Source organism: Streptomyces sp. NPDC060184, assembly GCF_042728795.1.
In the GTDB taxonomy this organism is placed as follows: Bacteria; Actinomycetota; Actinomycetes; order Streptomycetales; family Streptomycetaceae; genus Streptomyces.
Genome location: NZ_JBHWYX010000031.1, coordinates 1 through 15,852 on the forward strand (window position 1 = coordinate 1; position 15,852 = coordinate 15,852).

Annotated in this window: 16 protein-coding genes; 11 read left to right on the top strand and 5 right to left on the bottom strand. The window is 72.1% G+C overall.

Translation table 11 applies throughout. The features are described from left to right. Positions 1-129: 129 nt before the first annotated feature. Positions 130-1,140 carry an aldo/keto reductase gene (locus ACFWEE_RS20785; protein WP_386891010.1) on the bottom strand — a complete coding sequence of 337 codons (1,011 nt, stop codon included), beginning with the start codon at positions 1,138-1,140 and terminating at the stop codon, positions 130-132. A 157-nt stretch (positions 1,141-1,297) separates the two neighbouring features. On the opposite strand from ACFWEE_RS20785, the gene ACFWEE_RS20790 reads away from it, so the two are divergent. The 7 genes from ACFWEE_RS20790 to ACFWEE_RS20820 all read left to right on the top strand — a co-directional run bounded on the left by ACFWEE_RS20790 (position 1,298) and on the right by ACFWEE_RS20820 (position 8,337). After that, positions 1,298-2,209, top strand: coding sequence for a LysR substrate-binding domain-containing protein (locus ACFWEE_RS20790; RefSeq protein WP_386891012.1), 912 nt, complete (start codon positions 1,298-1,300; stop codon positions 2,207-2,209). A 512-nt stretch (positions 2,210-2,721) separates the two neighbouring features. Continuing rightward, entirely contained in the window at positions 2,722-3,678 is a 957-nt protein-coding gene (locus ACFWEE_RS20795) for a GlxA family transcriptional regulator (protein WP_386891013.1), read from the top strand. Positions 3,679-3,839: 161 nt separating this feature from the next. Continuing rightward, complete coding sequence (gene gap / locus ACFWEE_RS20800) at positions 3,840-4,838, top strand: type I glyceraldehyde-3-phosphate dehydrogenase (RefSeq protein WP_386891015.1); 999 nt, start codon at positions 3,840-3,842, stop codon at positions 4,836-4,838. Positions 4,839-4,960: 122 nt separating this feature from the next. Next, positions 4,961-5,686, top strand: a complete 726-nt coding sequence (locus ACFWEE_RS20805; RefSeq protein ID WP_386891017.1) for a class I SAM-dependent methyltransferase — start codon at positions 4,961-4,963, stop codon at positions 5,684-5,686. Between the two features lie 94 nt (positions 5,687-5,780). Continuing rightward, positions 5,781-6,365 (top strand): sugar O-acetyltransferase, encoded by a 585-nt coding sequence (locus ACFWEE_RS20810; protein WP_386891019.1) that lies wholly within the window; start codon positions 5,781-5,783, stop codon positions 6,363-6,365. After that, positions 6,365-6,913, top strand: coding sequence for a TetR/AcrR family transcriptional regulator (locus tag ACFWEE_RS20815; protein WP_386891021.1), 549 nt, complete (start codon positions 6,365-6,367; stop codon positions 6,911-6,913). Before ACFWEE_RS20810 ends, ACFWEE_RS20815 begins: the two co-directional genes overlap by 1 nt. A 560-nt stretch (positions 6,914-7,473) precedes the next feature. Continuing rightward, positions 7,474-8,337 carry an oxaloacetate decarboxylase gene (locus tag ACFWEE_RS20820; protein ID WP_386891023.1) on the top strand — a complete coding sequence of 288 codons (864 nt, stop codon included), beginning with the start codon at positions 7,474-7,476 and terminating at the stop codon, positions 8,335-8,337. A 127-nt stretch (positions 8,338-8,464) separates the two neighbouring features. Here ACFWEE_RS20820 and ACFWEE_RS20825 read toward each other — a convergent pair whose 3' ends face one another. Together ACFWEE_RS20825 and ACFWEE_RS20830 are read right to left on the bottom strand one after the other, a co-directional pair. Beyond that, on the bottom strand, positions 8,465-9,658 hold the full coding sequence (locus ACFWEE_RS20825; protein ID WP_386891025.1) for an epoxide hydrolase family protein: 1,194 nt from the start codon (positions 9,656-9,658) through the stop codon (positions 8,465-8,467). A gap of 137 nt (positions 9,659-9,795) precedes the next feature. Continuing rightward, complete coding sequence (locus tag ACFWEE_RS20830) at positions 9,796-10,653, bottom strand: alpha/beta fold hydrolase (RefSeq protein WP_386891027.1); 858 nt, start codon at positions 10,651-10,653, stop codon at positions 9,796-9,798. A gap of 100 nt (positions 10,654-10,753) precedes the next feature. Here ACFWEE_RS20830 and ACFWEE_RS20835 point away from each other — a divergent pair, with 100 nt between their 5' ends. Next, complete coding sequence (locus ACFWEE_RS20835; protein WP_386891029.1) at positions 10,754-11,173, top strand: winged helix-turn-helix transcriptional regulator; 420 nt, start codon at positions 10,754-10,756, stop codon at positions 11,171-11,173. Positions 11,174-11,565: 392 nt separating this feature from the next. After that, positions 11,566-12,057 carry a PaaI family thioesterase gene (locus tag ACFWEE_RS20840; protein WP_386891031.1) on the top strand — a complete coding sequence of 164 codons (492 nt, stop codon included), beginning with the start codon at positions 11,566-11,568 and terminating at the stop codon, positions 12,055-12,057. A 100-nt stretch (positions 12,058-12,157) separates the two neighbouring features. Here the strand turns inward: ACFWEE_RS20840 and ACFWEE_RS20845 are convergent, their stop codons facing one another. After that, a complete protein-coding gene (locus tag ACFWEE_RS20845; RefSeq protein WP_386891033.1) occupies positions 12,158-12,946 on the bottom strand; it encodes a class I SAM-dependent methyltransferase in 789 nt (262 codons plus the stop codon). 103 nt (positions 12,947-13,049) lie between these two features. Beyond that, a complete protein-coding gene (locus ACFWEE_RS20850) occupies positions 13,050-13,814 on the bottom strand; it encodes an SDR family NAD(P)-dependent oxidoreductase (RefSeq protein ID WP_386891035.1) in 765 nt (254 codons plus the stop codon). Between the two features lie 304 nt (positions 13,815-14,118). On the opposite strand from ACFWEE_RS20850, the gene ACFWEE_RS20855 reads away from it, so the two are divergent. Both ACFWEE_RS20855 and ACFWEE_RS20860 read left to right on the top strand, forming a co-directional pair. Next, on the top strand, positions 14,119-14,844 hold the full coding sequence (locus ACFWEE_RS20855) for a ScbR family autoregulator-binding transcription factor (protein WP_386891037.1): 726 nt from the start codon (positions 14,119-14,121) through the stop codon (positions 14,842-14,844). 5 nt (positions 14,845-14,849) lie between these two features. Continuing rightward, a complete protein-coding gene (locus ACFWEE_RS20860; RefSeq protein WP_386891038.1) occupies positions 14,850-15,758 on the top strand; it encodes a zinc-binding alcohol dehydrogenase family protein in 909 nt (302 codons plus the stop codon). The last annotated feature ends 94 nt before the right edge of the window (positions 15,759-15,852 follow it).

Here is a 15,852-nt window from a genome sequence, read left to right on the forward strand (position 1 = left end):
GGGTCCCCTTGGTTTGTTACGCGTGTTCGGGGGGGGGGGGGGGGGGGGGGGGGGGCCCCCCCCCCCGGGGGGGGGGGGGGGGGGGGCCCCGGCCCCCCCCCCCACCGCGGCGGTCAGGTGGTCAGGCGGTCAGGCGGTCGGTACCGGGGCGTCGGCCGCGATCAGGCGCTCCTCGCGCAGCTCGGCCCAGAAGCCTGCCGGGATCCGCTCGCCGAGCGCGGCGACGTCCTCGGCGATGCGGCTGGGCCGGGTGGCGCCGGGTATGACCGCGGCGGTGGCCCGGTGGGCGAGGGAGAACTGGAGCGCGGCGGCCTTGATGCCGACCCCGTGGCGCTGCGCGAGCGCCTTGATCCGCTCCACCTTCGCGATGATCTCCGCCGGTGCCTGCTGGTACTCGAAGTGGGTGCCGCCGGCGAGGATGCCCGAGCTGTAGGGTCCGCCGACGACGATGTCGACGTGCTGGTCGGCGGCGGCGGGCAGCAGGCGCTGCAGGGCGCGGTCGTGGTCGAGGAGGGTGTAGCGGCCGGCCAGCAGGAACGCGTCGGGCTTCGGCTCGTCCAGGTCGAGGGTGAGCTCCAGCGGCTCGACCTTGTTCACGCCCACGCCCCAGGCCTTGATGACGCCCTCGGCGCGGAGCTTGTCCAGGGTGCGGAAGGCGCCGGTACGGGCGCTCTCGTACTGAGCGAGCCACTCGTCGCCGTAGAAGTCCTGGGCGATGTCGTGCACCCAGACGATGTCGAGCCGGTCGGTCTTCAGCCGGGTGAGGCTGTCCTCGACGGAGCGCATCGTGGCGTCGGCGGAGTAGTCGTTGACGATCTTGTTGGGGCGGCCGTGCTCGAAGAGCCCGCCCTTCTCGCCGAGTTCGCGGGTGGCCGGGTCCTCCACCTCGTCCAGGATCACCCGGCCGACCTTGGTGCTGAGGACGTAGTCGTCACGCGGCTGGGCGGCGAGCACCTCGCCCAGGCGGATCTCGGCGAGACCCGCTCCGTAGAACGGTGCGGTGTCGAAGTAGCGGATGCCGTGATCCCAGGCGGCCTGGACGGTGGCAGCCGCCTCCGCGTCGGGGATGGCGCGGAACATGTTGCCGAGCGGGGCGGTTCCGAAGCCGAGCGGACCGGACAGGAGCGGGGCGATGCCCATGGGGGGATTCCTTACGGAGAGTGCGGGGCGGCACCGTTCCGTACGGCTCTCGGTGAGAGCCTCGGCGGGCCGCCGGTCTGACTTATCCGACATTAGGAGCGATACTTGAGACTGTCCAAGACACGCTTGGACTGACTTGAGTCCCCCGAGGTCTTACATGCTTGACCTGCGACAACTTCGCTATTTCGTGGCCGTGGCAGAAGCGGAACACGTCGGCCGTGCCGCGGAGGAACTGCACATCTCGCAGTCGCCCCTCAGCCGGCAGATCGCCCAACTGGAGAAGAACCTGGGCCTCACCCTGTTCGAGCGCAGCCAGCAGCGTATCCGCCTGACCGCCGACGGGCGGGTCTTCCTCAGTGAGACGCGCGCGCTGCTGAGGCACGCGGACCGCCTGGAGAACCTGGGCCGCCGCCTGGGGCGCGGGGAGGAGGGAGGGCTGTGCATCGGGTACGTCTCCGACGCCATGCACACCGGTGTCCTCCCGGCGGCGCTGCGCACCCTCCAGGGGGAACGTCCCGGCATCCACGTGGCGCTCTACAGCCTCGATCCGGAGGAGCAGTTCGTGGGACTGCGCCAGCGCAGCCTCGACATCGCCCTCGTACCGCGCCCGCCGGCCGAGGACGACCCCGACCTGACGGCCGCCCCGCTGCTTGAGGACCCGCTGCTGCTCGCGCTTCCGGCGGGCCACCCGTTGGCGGACCGGGCGGACATCACGGCCCGGGATCTGGACGGTCAGCCCTGGATCGCCGTCGAGGGTTCGGGCGAGCCGGCCGCCAGGGACGGGTTCGTGGCCGACTGCGTGGCGTCGGGCTTCACCCCGGACATCCGTCTCAGCGCTCCGGAGCCGCTGACCGCCCTGGGGCTGGTCGCCTCCGGTCTGGGGCTGGCGCTGGTCCAGCGGAGCATGGTCCGCGGCGCCACCGAGGGGGTCACGGTCCGTGAACTTCCCTGGCACCGGGGATCGGTGCACCTGTGGGCCGCGTGGCACCGGGTCGATCTGCGGCCGGTGGTGGCGTCCTTCCGTACGACCGTGCTGGACGGCCGCGGCCCGGCGTCACCGGCCGGGTGACCCTGCCGGAGCGGAGCGGGACTTCCGTGGTCACCGCCCGCCTTGGCCCCCGTCCGCCCTCGGCTTCTCCGCCCGTCCGCCCCCGCCTTCGCCGCACCGCCTCGGACGCTCCCGCGCGGGGCTGGTGCGCGCGGCTGCCGGGCAACCGGTCAACTCCTGCGCTTGGAGAGGCTGTACAGCAGCACCAGGACCGCGATCACCATCACCGCGACGTGTAACCACGCGGGGGCGGCCGACGCATCGGCGGCGTTCGTCAACGAGGACATCACTTCTCCGTCCCACTCCCCCGTGTCGAGGGAGGAATACCGGTTCATGTCCCGCGAGCCCGCGGGACCTTGACGTACTCCTGCCCCCGTCCGCCGGATGCAGGCTCCCGCGCCCCGTACTCCACCCCTGCGAAGGACGCGCGCCGAGAATCCCGAAAGGGTTTTCGCGACGGCCGAACGTGCGGGGGCGGACGGACGAGGGTCACGGTCCGGGAGAGCGGGCGACGGCCCGCGTACCCTGTCCGCGTGCCCGCCTCACCCCTGCATCACGTCGCCGTCCTCGTGCTCGAAGGCGCCAAACCGCTCGATGTCGGCATCCCCGCACAGGTGTTCACGACCCGCGCGAGCATGCCCTACGAGGTGCGGGTGTGCGGGGCGGCGCCGGGGCTGGTGACGGGTGGCGACGGGCTCTCGTACCACGTGGCCGACGGCCTCGACGCGCTCGCGTGGGCCGACATCGTCTTCGTCCCCGGATACCGCTTCCCGGACCGCGACGAGCCGCCCCGGGCCGTCCTCGACGCGCTGATCACCGCGCACGACCGGGGGGCCCGGCTCGCCGCCATCTCCACCGGCGCCTTCGCCCTCGCGGCCACCGGCCTGCTCGACGGCAAACGGGCCACGACCCACTGGCACTACACCCGGGCGCTCGCCTCGAAGCATCCGCTCGTCCGCGTCGACGAGAACGTCCTCTTCGTCGACGACGGCAGCGTGCTGACGTCGGCCGGGGCCGCGTCGGGCATCGACCTGTGCCTGCACATCCTGCGCGGCGACCTCGGGGTGGCGGCCTCCAACCACGCGGCCCGCCGGCTGGTCGCGGCCCCGTACCGCAGTGGCGGCCAGGCCCAGTACGTGCCGCGCAGTGTGCCCGAATCCCTCGGCGAGCGGTTCGCCTCCACCCGCGAGTGGGCGCTGCGCAGGCTCGGTGAGCCGCTCACCCTCGACGCGCTCGCCCGGCACGCCGCCGTGTCCTCGCGCACCTTCTCGCGGCGCTTCGTCGAGGACACCGGGTACACGCCGATGCAGTGGGTGATGCGGGCCCGTGTCGACATGGCCCGGGAGCTGCTGGAGCGTTCGCAGCGGGGTGTCGAGCAGATCGCCGCCGATGTCGGGCTCGGTACGGGCGCGAACCTGCGGCTGCACTTCCAGCGCATCCTCGGCACCACCCCGAGCGAGTACCGGCAGACGTTCGCGCGGGGCGAGTAGCGGCTCCCCGCCGGGAGCGGGCCGGTCCATCACTCCCTCCTGCGCGCTGGCACGATCCTTGCGGACCGTGGCGATCGAGCCGCTGTCACCGGCCCGCGCGGCGCGCGAACCTGGTGGTGAACCGCACGACGGACAGCACCGAGGGACAAGGGACACCGCTCATGACTCGCATCGCCATCAACGGATTCGGCCGCATCGGACGCAACGTGCTGCGCGCGCTCCTCGAACGCGACAGCAAGCTGGAGATCGTCGCGGTCAACGACCTCACCGAACCCGCCGCCCTGGCACGGCTGCTCGCCTTCGACTCGACCTCGGGACGGCTGGGCCGCCCGGTCTCCGCCGACGGCGACACCCTCGTCGTGGACGGCCGCCGCATCGCCGTGCTCGCCGAGCGCGACCCGGCGAAGCTGCCGTGGGCCGAGCTCGGCGTCGACATCGTGCTGGAGGCGACCGGCCGCTTCACCTCCGCCGGGGCTGCCCGCGCCCACCTCGACGCGGGGGCCGAGAAGGTACTCGTCAGTGCCCCGGCGGACGGTGCCGACGTCACCCTCGCGTACGGCGTCAACAACGACGCGTACGACCCCGCGACGCACACCATCGTCTCGAACGCCTCCTGCACGACCAACGCCCTCGCGCCGCTCGCCGCCGTACTCGACGAACTCGCCGGTATCGAGCACGGCTTCATGACGACGGTGCACGCGTACACGCAGGAGCAGAACCTGCAGGACGGCCCGCACCGCGACGCCCGCCGGGCCCGCGCGGCGGCCGTCAACATCGTGCCGACCACCACGGGAGCGGCCAAGGCGATCGGCCTGGTGCTGCCGAATCTGGACGGCAAGCTGTCGGGCGACTCGATCCGGGTGCCGGTGCCGGTGGGCTCGATCGTCGAACTCAACACGACCGTCGCCCGTGACGTGAGCCGCGAGGACGTGCTGGAGGCGTACCGCGCCGCGGCGGCGGGTCCGCTCGCCGGGGTGCTCGAATACTCGGAGGACGCGCTCGTGTCGTCCGACATCACCGGGAACCCGGCCTCGTCGATCTTCGACTCGGCCCTGACCCGTGTCGACGGCCGCCACGTCAAGGTGGTCGCCTGGTACGACAACGAGTGGGGCTTCTCCAACCGCGTGATCGACACCCTCGAACTCCTCGCGGCGGGCTGACCCGCGAGCGAACGCGGGCCGTGGACACCCCGGTTGGCCGCCCGGGCCGACCGGGGCGTCCGGGGCGTCCGGGGGGTCCGGGGGGTCCATGACACGTCAACCCGCGCGGGTAGCATCGGATCATGGTCGACGCATGCTTCGGACATCCGCGGCTCGCCGCGCTCTACGATCCGCTGGACCCCGACCGGAGCGATCTCGACGCGTATCTCCGGATGGCGGAGGAGTTCGGGGCGCGCAGGGTGCTGGACATCGGCTGCGGCACGGGCGTGTTCGCGCTTCTGCTGGCGGATCGCGGGATCGAGGTGACCGGAATCGACCCGGCCCGGGCGTCCGTCGATGTCGCCCGCGCCAAGCCGGGCGCCGAGCGGGTGCGCTGGATCTGCGCGGATGCCTCGGAACTCCCCGCGCTCAATGTCGACTTGGTGACGATGACGGCGAACGTCGCCCAAGCCGTCGCCGATCCGCAGATGTGGCAGGAGACCCTGCGCGGCGCGTACGGAGCTCTGCGGCCGGGCGGGCGGCTCGTGTTCGAGACTCGCGATCCCGCCGCGCGCGCCTGGGAGGAGTGGACCCGCGAGAAGTCCCACGGGGTCACGGACGTGCCGGGTGCCGGATCCGTCGAGAGCTGGGTCGAACTCGTCGACGTGCGGCAGCCTTTGGTGACGTTCCGCTGGACCTATGTCTTCGCGGCGGACGGCGAGGTCCTGACGTCGGACTCGACGCTGCGCTTCCGGGAGCGCGAGGAGGTGGGGAAGGACCTGACCGCGCTCGGCTTCACGGTGGAGGCCGTCCGCGACGCGCCCGACCGCCCGGGGAAGGAGTTCGTCTTCGTCGCGAGGCGCCCGTAGGGCGTGTCGCCGAAGGGCCGTCGCCCGGCCCCCGCTCCGGACACCCGACGGAGCCGGCGCACATCCGCCCCGTTCAAGGCGTACGATCGTACGCATGACGACGACGGACTACTTCGCCGACGACCCGCGCACCCAGCTGGAGCGCATGCTCGCCGGGGACCTCTACATCGCCGACGACCCCGAGATCTGGAAGCGCCAGAAGAACGCCATGCGGCTGACGGCCGCCTACCAGGAGGCCTACCTCTCGGACGGCGGCCGGCACGGTGCCGTCCTGGCCGAGCTGCTCGGCTCGGTGGGCGAGGGCGTCGACCTCAGGCCGCCGCTCTTCGTCGACTACGGCAGCAACATCTCCATCGGGGCCCGCACCTTCGTCAACTACCATCTGACCGCTCTGGACGTCGCACGGATCACCATCGGCGAGGACTGCCAGATCGGACCGAACGTCCAGCTCCTCACCCCCACGCACCCGGTGGAGCCGCAGCCCCGCCGGGACAAGCTGGAAGCGGCGCTCCCCATCACCATCGGCGACAACGTCTGGCTCGGCGGCGGCGTCATCGTCTGCCCGGGTGTCTCGATCGGCGACAACTCCGTCATCGGCGCGGGCTCCGTGGTCACCAAGGACATCCCCGCAAACGTCGTCGCGGTCGGCAACCCGGCCCGCCCGGTGCGCAGCATCTGATGGCGACCGGGCAGGCGGATCCGGGGCGGCGCGAGCGCATCCTGGCCGCGACCCTCGATCTGATCGCGGACGACGGCGTGCCCGGCGTCTCCCACCGCAAGATCGCGGTGCGTGCGGAGGTCCCGCTCGGGTCGATGACGTATCACTTCGACGGCATGGACGAGCTGCTGCGCGAGGCGTTCACTCTCTTCGCGAGTCACATCGTGGCCGTCTTCGAGCACCATCTCACCGGTGTGGAGACCGTCGAGCAGGCCCGGGAGGCGGTCACCGACCTCATCCACACCCTGTCCGAGGGCCCCCGCCGCGACCTCGTTCTGGGCCAGGAGCTCTACACCCTCGCCGCCCGTCGGCCCGAGTACCGCGAGCTGACCCACGCGTGGATGCTCCGCAGCCGCGCCCTCCTGGAGCGGTGCTTCGACCCGGAGACCGCACGCCAGGTCGACGCCCTGATCGAGGGCATGACCCTGCACCGCGCGTTGGACCAGGAGCCCCACCCGCGCGCGCTGACGCGCGAGGCAGTCGGCCGGCTGACCGCGGACAGCCGGTAGCGCCGCTCCGTTCGCCCGGACCGGACCGGAGACCGAGTCCCTCGACCCGCCCGGAATCCGAGCCCCTCGACCGCCCGTGAGGCGCGACCTGACGCGCGCCTCACGGGCATTTCCCTGCCCGCTCTCCCCCACTCCTGGTGGGTGGCGGGCCGCGGCCTGCCCCGACGACTTCACCGGACACACCGCCCCTCGCGCCGCCAGGTCCTTCGCCTGGATCACGCCGGCCCGCGCGCCCGGGTGCCGCGCCTCGCTCCCTGATCCAGCCTGATCCACCCCGGCCCGGACTTCGGCATTCAATTGTTCTGTCGAGATGACGGACGGAATTTTCCGCCGGAGCCGGAACACCCCCTTGCAGGCAATCAGCAGGCAAAGCTATGGTTTTCCGGGAAGGGCGGACGAATCCTCCTGGATCACCCCTTCTCCGTTCGTCGGAAAAATCAATCAACACTTGACCGATCATCCGACTGTGCGAAGTCAACCCCTCGCCCCGGACTCCCCCGACGGGCGGTCGCGCCACCTTGACCGGCAGCTCCAGGCCATCACCCCACGGAGAACCAGTAATGACGTACGGAAATGCCCTGCGCCAGGAAATCCAGGAGTCCGGCACGACGCCGCTCATCGGAATTTACGACATGTACTCCGCATCGGTGGCCGCCCAGCATTACAACGGCTTCTTCGTCTCCGGATTCGGATTCGCGGCGTCCTATTACGGCCTGCCCGACATCGGGTTCATCGCCTGGCCCGACATGGCGGCATTCGTCGAACGGCTGCGCGGGGCGTTTCCCCGTCAGCATCTCCTGGTGGACATCGACGACGGCTACGTCGACCTCGAGGTCGCCTGCCACGTGGTGCAGCGCCTGGAGCGCGTCGGCGCTTCCGGGGTGATCCTGGAGGACCAGAAGCGGCCCCGCAGGTGCGGTCACGCGGACGGGAAGGAGGTGCTCCCCCTCGACGAGTACCTGGAGAAGCTGGAGCTGGTGCTGGCCACCCGCAGGGACCTGGTCGTGGTCGCGCGTACGGACGCCACAAAGGAGGCCGACATCCTGCGCCGGGCGGAGGCCCTCGCCGCGACCGACGCCGACGTGGTCCTCGTGGACGGGGTACGCAGCGTCGAGTGGATCAAGCGGATCCGCCGGGTGGTCGGCGACAAGCCGCTGCTGTTCAACCAGATCGCGGGCGGCAAGTCCCCCCGTCTGTCGCTCACGGAGCTGACGGAGCTCGGGGTGGACGCGGCGATCTACAGCACTCCCTGCCTGTTCGCCGCGCACCGGGCGATGGACACGGCGCTGACGGAGCTGCAGTTCGCGGACGGGCGGCTGCCGGAGGCCGGCGCCACCGGCGAGGTCGGGGTCCGCGAGTCGACCGAGCTGCTGGCGCGAAACATCAGCCGCCACCACGCCGCGCGGGAGGCCGTCTCCGCGTGACCGTACGGCCGGGCCGGGGCGGCGGCGCTGACCGCGTCGCCCTGCGACGCACCGCTTCCGACGCCGCGCACTGATCCACCACGCGTCGCAGGACACCCCACAGCACGCGCGTCGGGCCGGAGCCGCGTCAGTCCACCGCGAGAGACCTGTACGGCCTAAAGAAGGCGCGCAGTTCCTCCGCGTACAGCTCGGGCTCCTCGAACGCGGCGAAGTGTCCGCCGCGCGGCGGTTCGCTCACGCGCACGACGTTCGCCGTGCGTTCGAGCCAGGCGCGGGGCGGGCGGACGACGTCACCGGCGAAGAGCGAGAAACCGGACGGCACTTCCACCCGGCGGGCGTGCTGCGCGGGCGCGATCGCGGCGTTCGCACCGTACATCCGCATGGACGAACCGATCGTCCCCGTGAGCCAGTAGAGCGTGACGTTGGTCAGGATCTCGTCCTTGGTGAAGCTTCGCTCGACGTCTCCGCCGCAGTCGCTCCACCCCCTCAGCTTCTCGACGATCCACGCGGCGAGCCCGGCCGGTGAGTCGTTGAGTCCCACGGCGGCGGTACGGGGTTTCGTACTCTGCATCAGGGCGTAGGCCCCCTCGGACGCGCCCCAGGCGGCGGCGTCCCGGAGCCAGGCGCGCTCCTCCGGCGCCAGTTCCGCCGGGTCGCCCGCGTGGCGGGGCAGGCCCGCGTCGGTCCGGTGGACGGCCACGACCCGCTCGGGGTGGTCGAGCGCGAGGTAACGGCTCACATGGCTGCCCATGTCCCCACCCGCCGCGCCGAACCGCCGATAGCCCAGTACGTCCATCAGCTCGGCCCACAGGCCGGCCACCGCGATCGCGTCGAGGGGCGGCCCGACCGGACGGTCCGAGTACCCGTAGCCCGGCATGTCGGGTACGACCACGTCGAACGCGTCGGCCGGATCGGCTCCGTGGGCACCTGGGTCGGTGAGGAGATCGATGACCTTCGTGTACCGCCAGAAGGAGTCCGGCCAGCCATGGCTGAGGACCAGCGGCAGCACCGGTCCGGCCGGGGCGACGGCCCGCGCATGCACGAAGTGGATGCCCAGCCCGCCGAGGGGGATACGGAAGTGCGGAAGGCGGGCGAGCGCGGCCTCCTGGGCCGGCCAGTCGAACCCGTCCGCCCAGTGGGCGACGAGCTCCCGGAGGTAGCCGAGGTCCGTCCCGGTGGCCCATCCCGCGTCCTCGGGCATCTGCGGCCAGCGGGTCGCGCGCAGCCGCGCGCGAAGGTCTTCGAGTGCCCCGGGAGGGGTCTGCGGGGTGAACGGTTCAGGGCGGCGCGGACCGGCGGGGGCGGATGGTGTGGTCGGCATGGACCGCATCCTAGGCAGCCCCGCGAGGGGGCCGCGGGTGCCTCGCGGGGGCGGGGCACGGCTGCGGCGCCCGCGACGGCGTTCCCGGTCTCCGGCTCGGCAGGGGGCCACGCCCGGAGGTTCCGGCCTCGCGTCGGTCACTGCGGCAGATCCGCGGAGAGGAAGGGAGCGAGGAGCGCGAACAGAGCGTCGGCCCGGTCGAGAGGGATGATGTGGCCGCAGTCCTGTATCTGATGTCCCGTCAAATTGTCCGTGATCGGGCGGAGTTGGTGTTCTAGCCCGGCGCCGACGGGGTGTGAGCCGACAGCCAGGGTGGGCACGGTCAGCCGGGTCGTCGCGACGGCCTCCTGGATCTGCTGTGCGCTGGTGGGCAGGGCCCGGTAGTAGGAGAAGGCGCAGCGCAGGGCCTCGCTCCCGGTGTATGCGTGGACGAAGGCCGCCCGGATGTCGTCGGGGACTCCTCGCCCGAGCGTCCCCGAGTCGAGGAACCAGTCGACGTACGGGGCCTCGTTGCCGGCCAGGACGGTCTCGGCGAGGCCGGGGACGGCGTGGAAGCCGAACCACCACGGGGCGCCGCCCGCGAGGCCCTGCTCCGCTCCGGGCAGGCGGCCGAGCAGCGCCTCCATCACGACCAGGCGCCGGACGAGGCCGGGTCGGCGCAGCGCGAGCAGGACGGCGGGGGCGGTGCCCGCGTCGATGCCGACCACCGCTGCCGAGGGCTCGCCGAGTGCGTCGAGCAGCCCTTCGGCGTCGGCGGCGAGCGTGCCCGCGTCGTACCCCCCGGTGGCACGTTCACTGGCGCCGAAGCCGCGCAGGTCCGGGGCTATGACCCGATACCGTCCGGCCAGCCGGCCCATGATCCCGCTCCAGAGTCGCCACGTATGCGGGAAACCGTGCAGCAGGAGAACCGCGGGCCCGTCCCCGGCGACGGCGACATTGAGCCGGACGCCGTTGGCCGTGACGCGGCGCAGTCGGGGTGCGGTGCTTGCGGACATGATGGCTCCTCCGGCTGGTTACCATGGGTGACCACAGCACGATAGGCAACCGTCCGGCCGCTTCCCAGACGGCACTTTCAGGGAAGGTGGTGAGCCGCAGGTGACCACCCGAGGAGCGCGGACCGCCGGTCGCGGGATACGCGGCGACCTGTTCGATCCGCTGTGCCCGACACGGCAGTTGCTGGACCGCATCGGCACGAAGTGGACGTCCATGGCGGTCAAGACGCTCGCCGACGCCGCACCGGACGAGGTGCGTTTCGCGGAGCTGGGACGCCGGATGCCCGGCGTCTCGCCGAAGATGCTGTCCGTGACGCTGCGAAGTCTGACCCGCGACGGGCTGGTGTCGCGCCGGGTCGAACCGACCGTGCCGCCGCAGGTCTTCTACCGGCTCACCGGACTCGGGCTGTCCCTGGAAGCCGCGCTCTCGGGGCTGCGCACCTGGGCGGAGGAGCACATGGCCGAGATCGACCGCGCCAACGAAGCCGCCGATCAGGAGGCCGGGGACGCCGAGCCGGGGTAGGCGGGCCGGTGCCGGGACAAGGCACAGCGGACCTGGGGCGGTCCCGCGACCGCGCGGCGACATGGCCGCGATCGTGCTGGTTCTCACGCGCGGAGCTGCCGTGACGTGGCGGATCGGTGCGCGGATTCGGATACGGTGCATCGCGGCCAAGGCCGTCCCGAAATCCCCGGTGGCTCCGTCTGCGGCGTCGGATGCGGTGCGTCGCGAGGCGGAGGGACGTCCGCGTACTGGATGTACGCGGTGCGTCCCGGCCACGCGGAGAGGTGCCGCGGCTGACGTCGCGCAGCCGCCGGGAGTCGCGGGACACCTTGAGGTGCCGCGGCTGCCTTCGCACACCCGCCGGGGAGTACGGGGGCAGCCCCGGGTGGACACGAGTGACGGGAGCGCAGCAGATGGGCCGGACACGCACGTACGACTGGGAGGACCCGTCGATCTCGGCCGGTGCCGTGGGCACGGCGACCGGACTGGAGGTGCTGCGCGATCTCGTGGCCGGGCGTCTCCCCAGCCCGCCGATCAGCCGGATGATGGGCTTCCGCATCACCGAAGTGGACGTCGGGCGTGCGGTGTTCACGCTGGAGCCGGGCGAGGAGCACTACAACCCGATCGGCAGTGTCCACGGCGGTGTGTACGCGACGCTGCTCGACTCGGCGGCCGGCTGTGCCGTCCACTCGGTGCTGCCCGCCGGGGTGGGGTACACCACCCTCGACCTCAACGTGAGGTTCCTCCGGACGATCACGTCGGACACCGGCACCGTGCGGGCGGTGGGCACGGTCCTCAAGAACGGCCGCACCACTTGTCTGGCGCAGGCGGAGCTGCTGGACGCGGAGGACCGCCTCCTCGCCCACGCGACCAGCACCTGCCTGATCGTGGCTCAGCGAGGCTGAGGGCCCGCGGAGCGTCGGCGTGCCGAAGAGGGCGGGCCCGGCACCGTGCTCCGCCGGACCGTTCGGGGGCGGCCCCGCCCCGGCCGGCCCCACCGCCGGGTCAGCCCGCTCTGACCGCCCTCGTCGCGAAGTAGTGCGACAGGTAGGGAGCGGACGCGTTGGACTGGTGCGGCGCTTCCGCGAAGCCGGTGAGGACGAACCCGGCGGCGAGTTGCCCGCCGATCTGGCCGGTGAGGGTGTGGCTGTATTCGAGGGCGGCGTCCGCGCCGAACTTCGCGGCGCGTTCCTCGGCGGAGTAGTGCGTGACATCGCTGTAGGGCAGCGTGTGCACGACGACCAGCTCGCCGCGCTCGTCGAGCGCCTCGTGGTCGAACAGGTACGCGTCAGGGTTGAGGAAGCCCGCGAGCAGGGTTCCGCCCGGTCGCAGGATGCGGTGGCACTCGCGCCAGACCGGCGCCACGTCGGGTACGAACAGGTTGGAGACCGGGTGGAACACGACGTCGAACGTCGCGTCTCCGAAAGCGCTGAGGTCGCACATGTCGCCCAGGACGGTGCGCAGCCGCAGTCCGTCGCGTGCCGCCACCATCTCGTCCTGGCCGAGCTGGCGGGGTGAGTTGTCGAACACGGTGACCCGCGCCCCGGCGGCGAGGACCGGACCCTGCTGGCCGCCTCCGGAGGCCAGGCACAACACGTCCTTGCCGGTCAGGTCGGCCGGCAGCCAGGAGCGGTCGACGGGCTCACGCCCGATGAGAACGACCGACCAGTCGCCCCGACGGGCGCGCTCGACGTCCTCGGCGCTCACCGGCCTCGACCACTCGTTGCCTTCTTGGACATATCTGTCCCAGGCCGCCCGATTGTGGGCAACGGGGTCGACGACATCGTCCCGCACGTTCAACTCCCTGCTACGGCCGGGCGGACACCCGCGGCGCCGGCGGTCCGGTACTTCCGGGGGGCCCTCAGCCGCGCGACGGCCGCGGGCTCGGGCACCCCCGTCAGAGCTTGCTGCCGCCCGTGGCGTCGATGTACTGACCGGTGATCCACCGGGAGTCGTCGGACGCCAGGAAGGCGACGATGTCGGCGATGTCCTCCGGGCGGCCGATCCGGTCGAAGGCGGAGAGCGCGGCGATCGCGGCGCGCGCCTCCTCGGTGGCGCGCCGGGAGGCGTTCATCTCGGTCTCCACGAACCCGGGCGCCACGGCGTTCACCGTGATGCCGCGGGGGCCGAGTTCCTCCGCCAGGGTGCGGGTCAAGGAGTCGACCGCCCCCTTGCTCATGGAGTACGCGAGGGTGCGCGGCAGAGCTCTCCTGCTCGCGGCGGAGGAGATGTTGACGATGCGGCCCCCCTCCCCCATGCGCGTCAGCGCCTCCTGGATGACGAACAGCGGGGCCCGGGTGTTGACCGCGATCAGCCGGTCGAAGTCCTCGGCCCGCAGGTCCGCGATGCGCGCGGAGATGCTGACGGCGGCGTTGTTGACCAGGATGTCGAGCCCCGGTCCGGCTCCCTGCTCGCGGGCTCCGGCGTCGAAAGCGTCGAACAGGGCCCGGACGTCTCCGTCGACGCCGAGCTCGGCCCGTACCGGGAAACAGCGTCCGCCGTCGTCGCGGATGCCGGCGACGGTCCGCGCGGCGGCCTCCTCGTTGCTCGCGTAGTGGACGGCGACGAGTGCGCCGTCCGCCGCGAGGCGTCTGGCGATCCCGCGTCCGATGCCGCGGCTCGCCCCGGTCACCAGCGCCGTCCTGCCCTTGAGGGTTCCCATGCGTGCCCAGCTCCGTTCGTCCGGCGGCCGGTCCGCCGGTACTCCTGAACCGTACAGGCAGGAGTCGGACGGGTGGTCGCAGAGGGGGAACGGCCGCTCGGACGGGGTGGTCGGACCCCATGGCGGCGGGCGTCGGCCCCGCCCTCGCGCGGGAGGTGCCGGACCGTCATATGCCCTGCCGATCAAGGGAGTCAGGGCCCCCGAGCAGGGGTAACATACCGGCGCGCCTGTTTCGCGCCGTCCTCCTCGCGAGACGCGCCGCGCGCGGCAGGGGACCGGGGGAACGGACCGAAGGAGTCGGGGCATGGCACAGCAGGAGCGGGCCATCAGAACGCGCTACACCGTGCTGGAGGCCGCGGCGGTGGTGTTCGCGTCGAACGGTTACGAAGCATCCACCATCAGCGAGATCATGTCCCTGGCCGGAGTCACCAAGGGGGCCTTGTACTTCCACTTCTCCGGCAAGGAGGCGCTGGCGCACGCGGTGCTGCAGCACGCGGTCATCATCAAACCGGACAATCCGGTGAAGATGCAGGCCATCGTGGACCTGGGCCTGCTCCTCGCGTACCGGCTGCCGCGGGAACCGTTACTCCAGGGGGCGGCGCGGCTGGCCGCCGACCAGAACGCGCGGCCGTTCTTCGGCGGACCGTGGCCGCAGTGGCGGGACGTCATCGCGACCCTGCTGACCGAAGGGCGCTCCCAGGGCGAGGTGTTCGAACACATCGACCCGCTGGAGACCGCGAACGTACTGGTGGGCGCGTTCACCGGATTACAGCTCGTCTCCACCACCGTGGACAGGCCGGACAGCCTGCTCCTCTTCGCCTCCGACCTGTACCGGCTGGTCCTGCCCGGCATCGCCGTACCGGGGGTGCTGCGGGCGCTCTCCACCGATCCGGACCGCGCCCACCGCGTGTTCGACGACCTGGGGCGGCCGAGCTGGGACCTTTCGGTGACGTTCGATAACGTGCCCGGTGCCTCGTTCCCGGCGCTGACCGGGCAGGTGGGCGTTTCTGTCCCCCCGTCGAAACGGTGACACGCATGCACGCGATCCAAGTCCGCAGATCCGGTGGCCCCGAGGTGCTGGAGTACACGGAGGTACCCGACCCCGTCGCCGCGGAGGGGTGGTCGTTGCTCGACGTCGAGGCGGCCGGCGTGAACTTCGTGGACACCATGGTCACCGACGGCACGTACCCCACCCCGGGAGGCCACCCGTTCGTTCCCGGTACGGAGGTCGTCGGGCGCACCGAGGACGGCCGCCGGGTCCTCGCGAGAGTGCGGTCCGGGTACGCGGAGCGGGTGAGCGCGGATCCCGCCGCCATGGTCACCCTCCCCGAGGAACTCGACGCCGGGCAGGCACTGGCCCTGCTGACACAAGGGCTCACCGCCTGGCACCTGCTGAAGTCGGCGGCCCGGCTGGTACCGGGCGAGAGCGTGGTGGTGCACGCCGCCGCGGGCGGGGTGGGCAATCTGGCGGTGCAGCTGGCCCGCGAGTTCGGCGCCGGGCGTGTCGTGGCGGTGGCCTCGACGCCCGAGAAGCGTGCCGCCGCCCTGAAGGCGGGGGCCGACGAGGCGGTGGAGTACCCGCTCGCCGGGAAGGCGGACATCGTGCTGGACGCCTCCGGGGGCGCGCTCTTCGACCAGGGGCTCGCCTCGCTCGCGGAACACGGCAGGATCGTCACCTACGGCAACGCCTCCAGGTCCGCGCCGGCGCCGCTGGACACGACCCGGCTCCTGATGCTGAACGCGTCGGTGACCGGATTCCAGCTGGGCGGCTGGCTCTCGCCTCCGGGCGCCTTCCTGACGGCGCTCGGCGAGCTTCTCGACCTGACGCTCCGGGGCAGGCTGACGCCCCTCACCGGTGGCGTCCACCCGCTGGCCGAGGCCCGGCGCGCGCACGAGGACCTGCTCGCCCGCCGCACCGTGGGAAAGCTGGCGCTGCGGCCCTGAGCCGGAGTGCGCGCGGTCCCCGGCGCGTGACCCGGCGCACGCGCGATCGGGGGCCGCTGCCGCACCGGCTCCGCGCGAGGGTCCTGCCGCCCGT

What these genes read in the sequence shown, in the direction of transcription:
- ACFWEE_RS20785 (WP_386891010.1), bottom strand. Translation starts at nt 1,140, where the DNA reads ATGGGCATCGCCCCGCTCCTGTCCGGTCCGCTCGGCTTCGGAACCGCC.
- ACFWEE_RS20790 (WP_386891012.1), top strand. Translation starts at nt 1,298, where the DNA reads ATGCTTGACCTGCGACAACTTCGCTATTTCGTGGCCGTGGCAGAAGCG.
- gap (WP_386891015.1), top strand. Translation starts at nt 3,840, where the DNA reads ATGACTCGCATCGCCATCAACGGATTCGGCCGCATCGGACGCAACGTG.
- ACFWEE_RS20805 (WP_386891017.1), top strand. Translation starts at nt 4,961, where the DNA reads ATGGTCGACGCATGCTTCGGACATCCGCGGCTCGCCGCGCTCTACGAT.
- ACFWEE_RS20810 (WP_386891019.1), top strand. Translation starts at nt 5,781, where the DNA reads ATGACGACGACGGACTACTTCGCCGACGACCCGCGCACCCAGCTGGAG.
- ACFWEE_RS20815 (WP_386891021.1), top strand. Translation starts at nt 6,365, where the DNA reads ATGGCGACCGGGCAGGCGGATCCGGGGCGGCGCGAGCGCATCCTGGCC.
- ACFWEE_RS20820 (WP_386891023.1), top strand. Translation starts at nt 7,474, where the DNA reads ATGACGTACGGAAATGCCCTGCGCCAGGAAATCCAGGAGTCCGGCACG.
- ACFWEE_RS20825 (WP_386891025.1), bottom strand. Translation starts at nt 9,658, where the DNA reads ATGCCGACCACACCATCCGCCCCCGCCGGTCCGCGCCGCCCTGAACCG.
- ACFWEE_RS20830 (WP_386891027.1), bottom strand. Translation starts at nt 10,653, where the DNA reads ATGTCCGCAAGCACCGCACCCCGACTGCGCCGCGTCACGGCCAACGGC.
- ACFWEE_RS20840 (WP_386891031.1), top strand. Translation starts at nt 11,566, where the DNA reads ATGGGCCGGACACGCACGTACGACTGGGAGGACCCGTCGATCTCGGCC.
- ACFWEE_RS20850 (WP_386891035.1), bottom strand. Translation starts at nt 13,814, where the DNA reads ATGGGAACCCTCAAGGGCAGGACGGCGCTGGTGACCGGGGCGAGCCGC.
- ACFWEE_RS20855 (WP_386891037.1), top strand. Translation starts at nt 14,119, where the DNA reads ATGGCACAGCAGGAGCGGGCCATCAGAACGCGCTACACCGTGCTGGAG.
- ACFWEE_RS20860 (WP_386891038.1), top strand. Translation starts at nt 14,850, where the DNA reads ATGCACGCGATCCAAGTCCGCAGATCCGGTGGCCCCGAGGTGCTGGAG.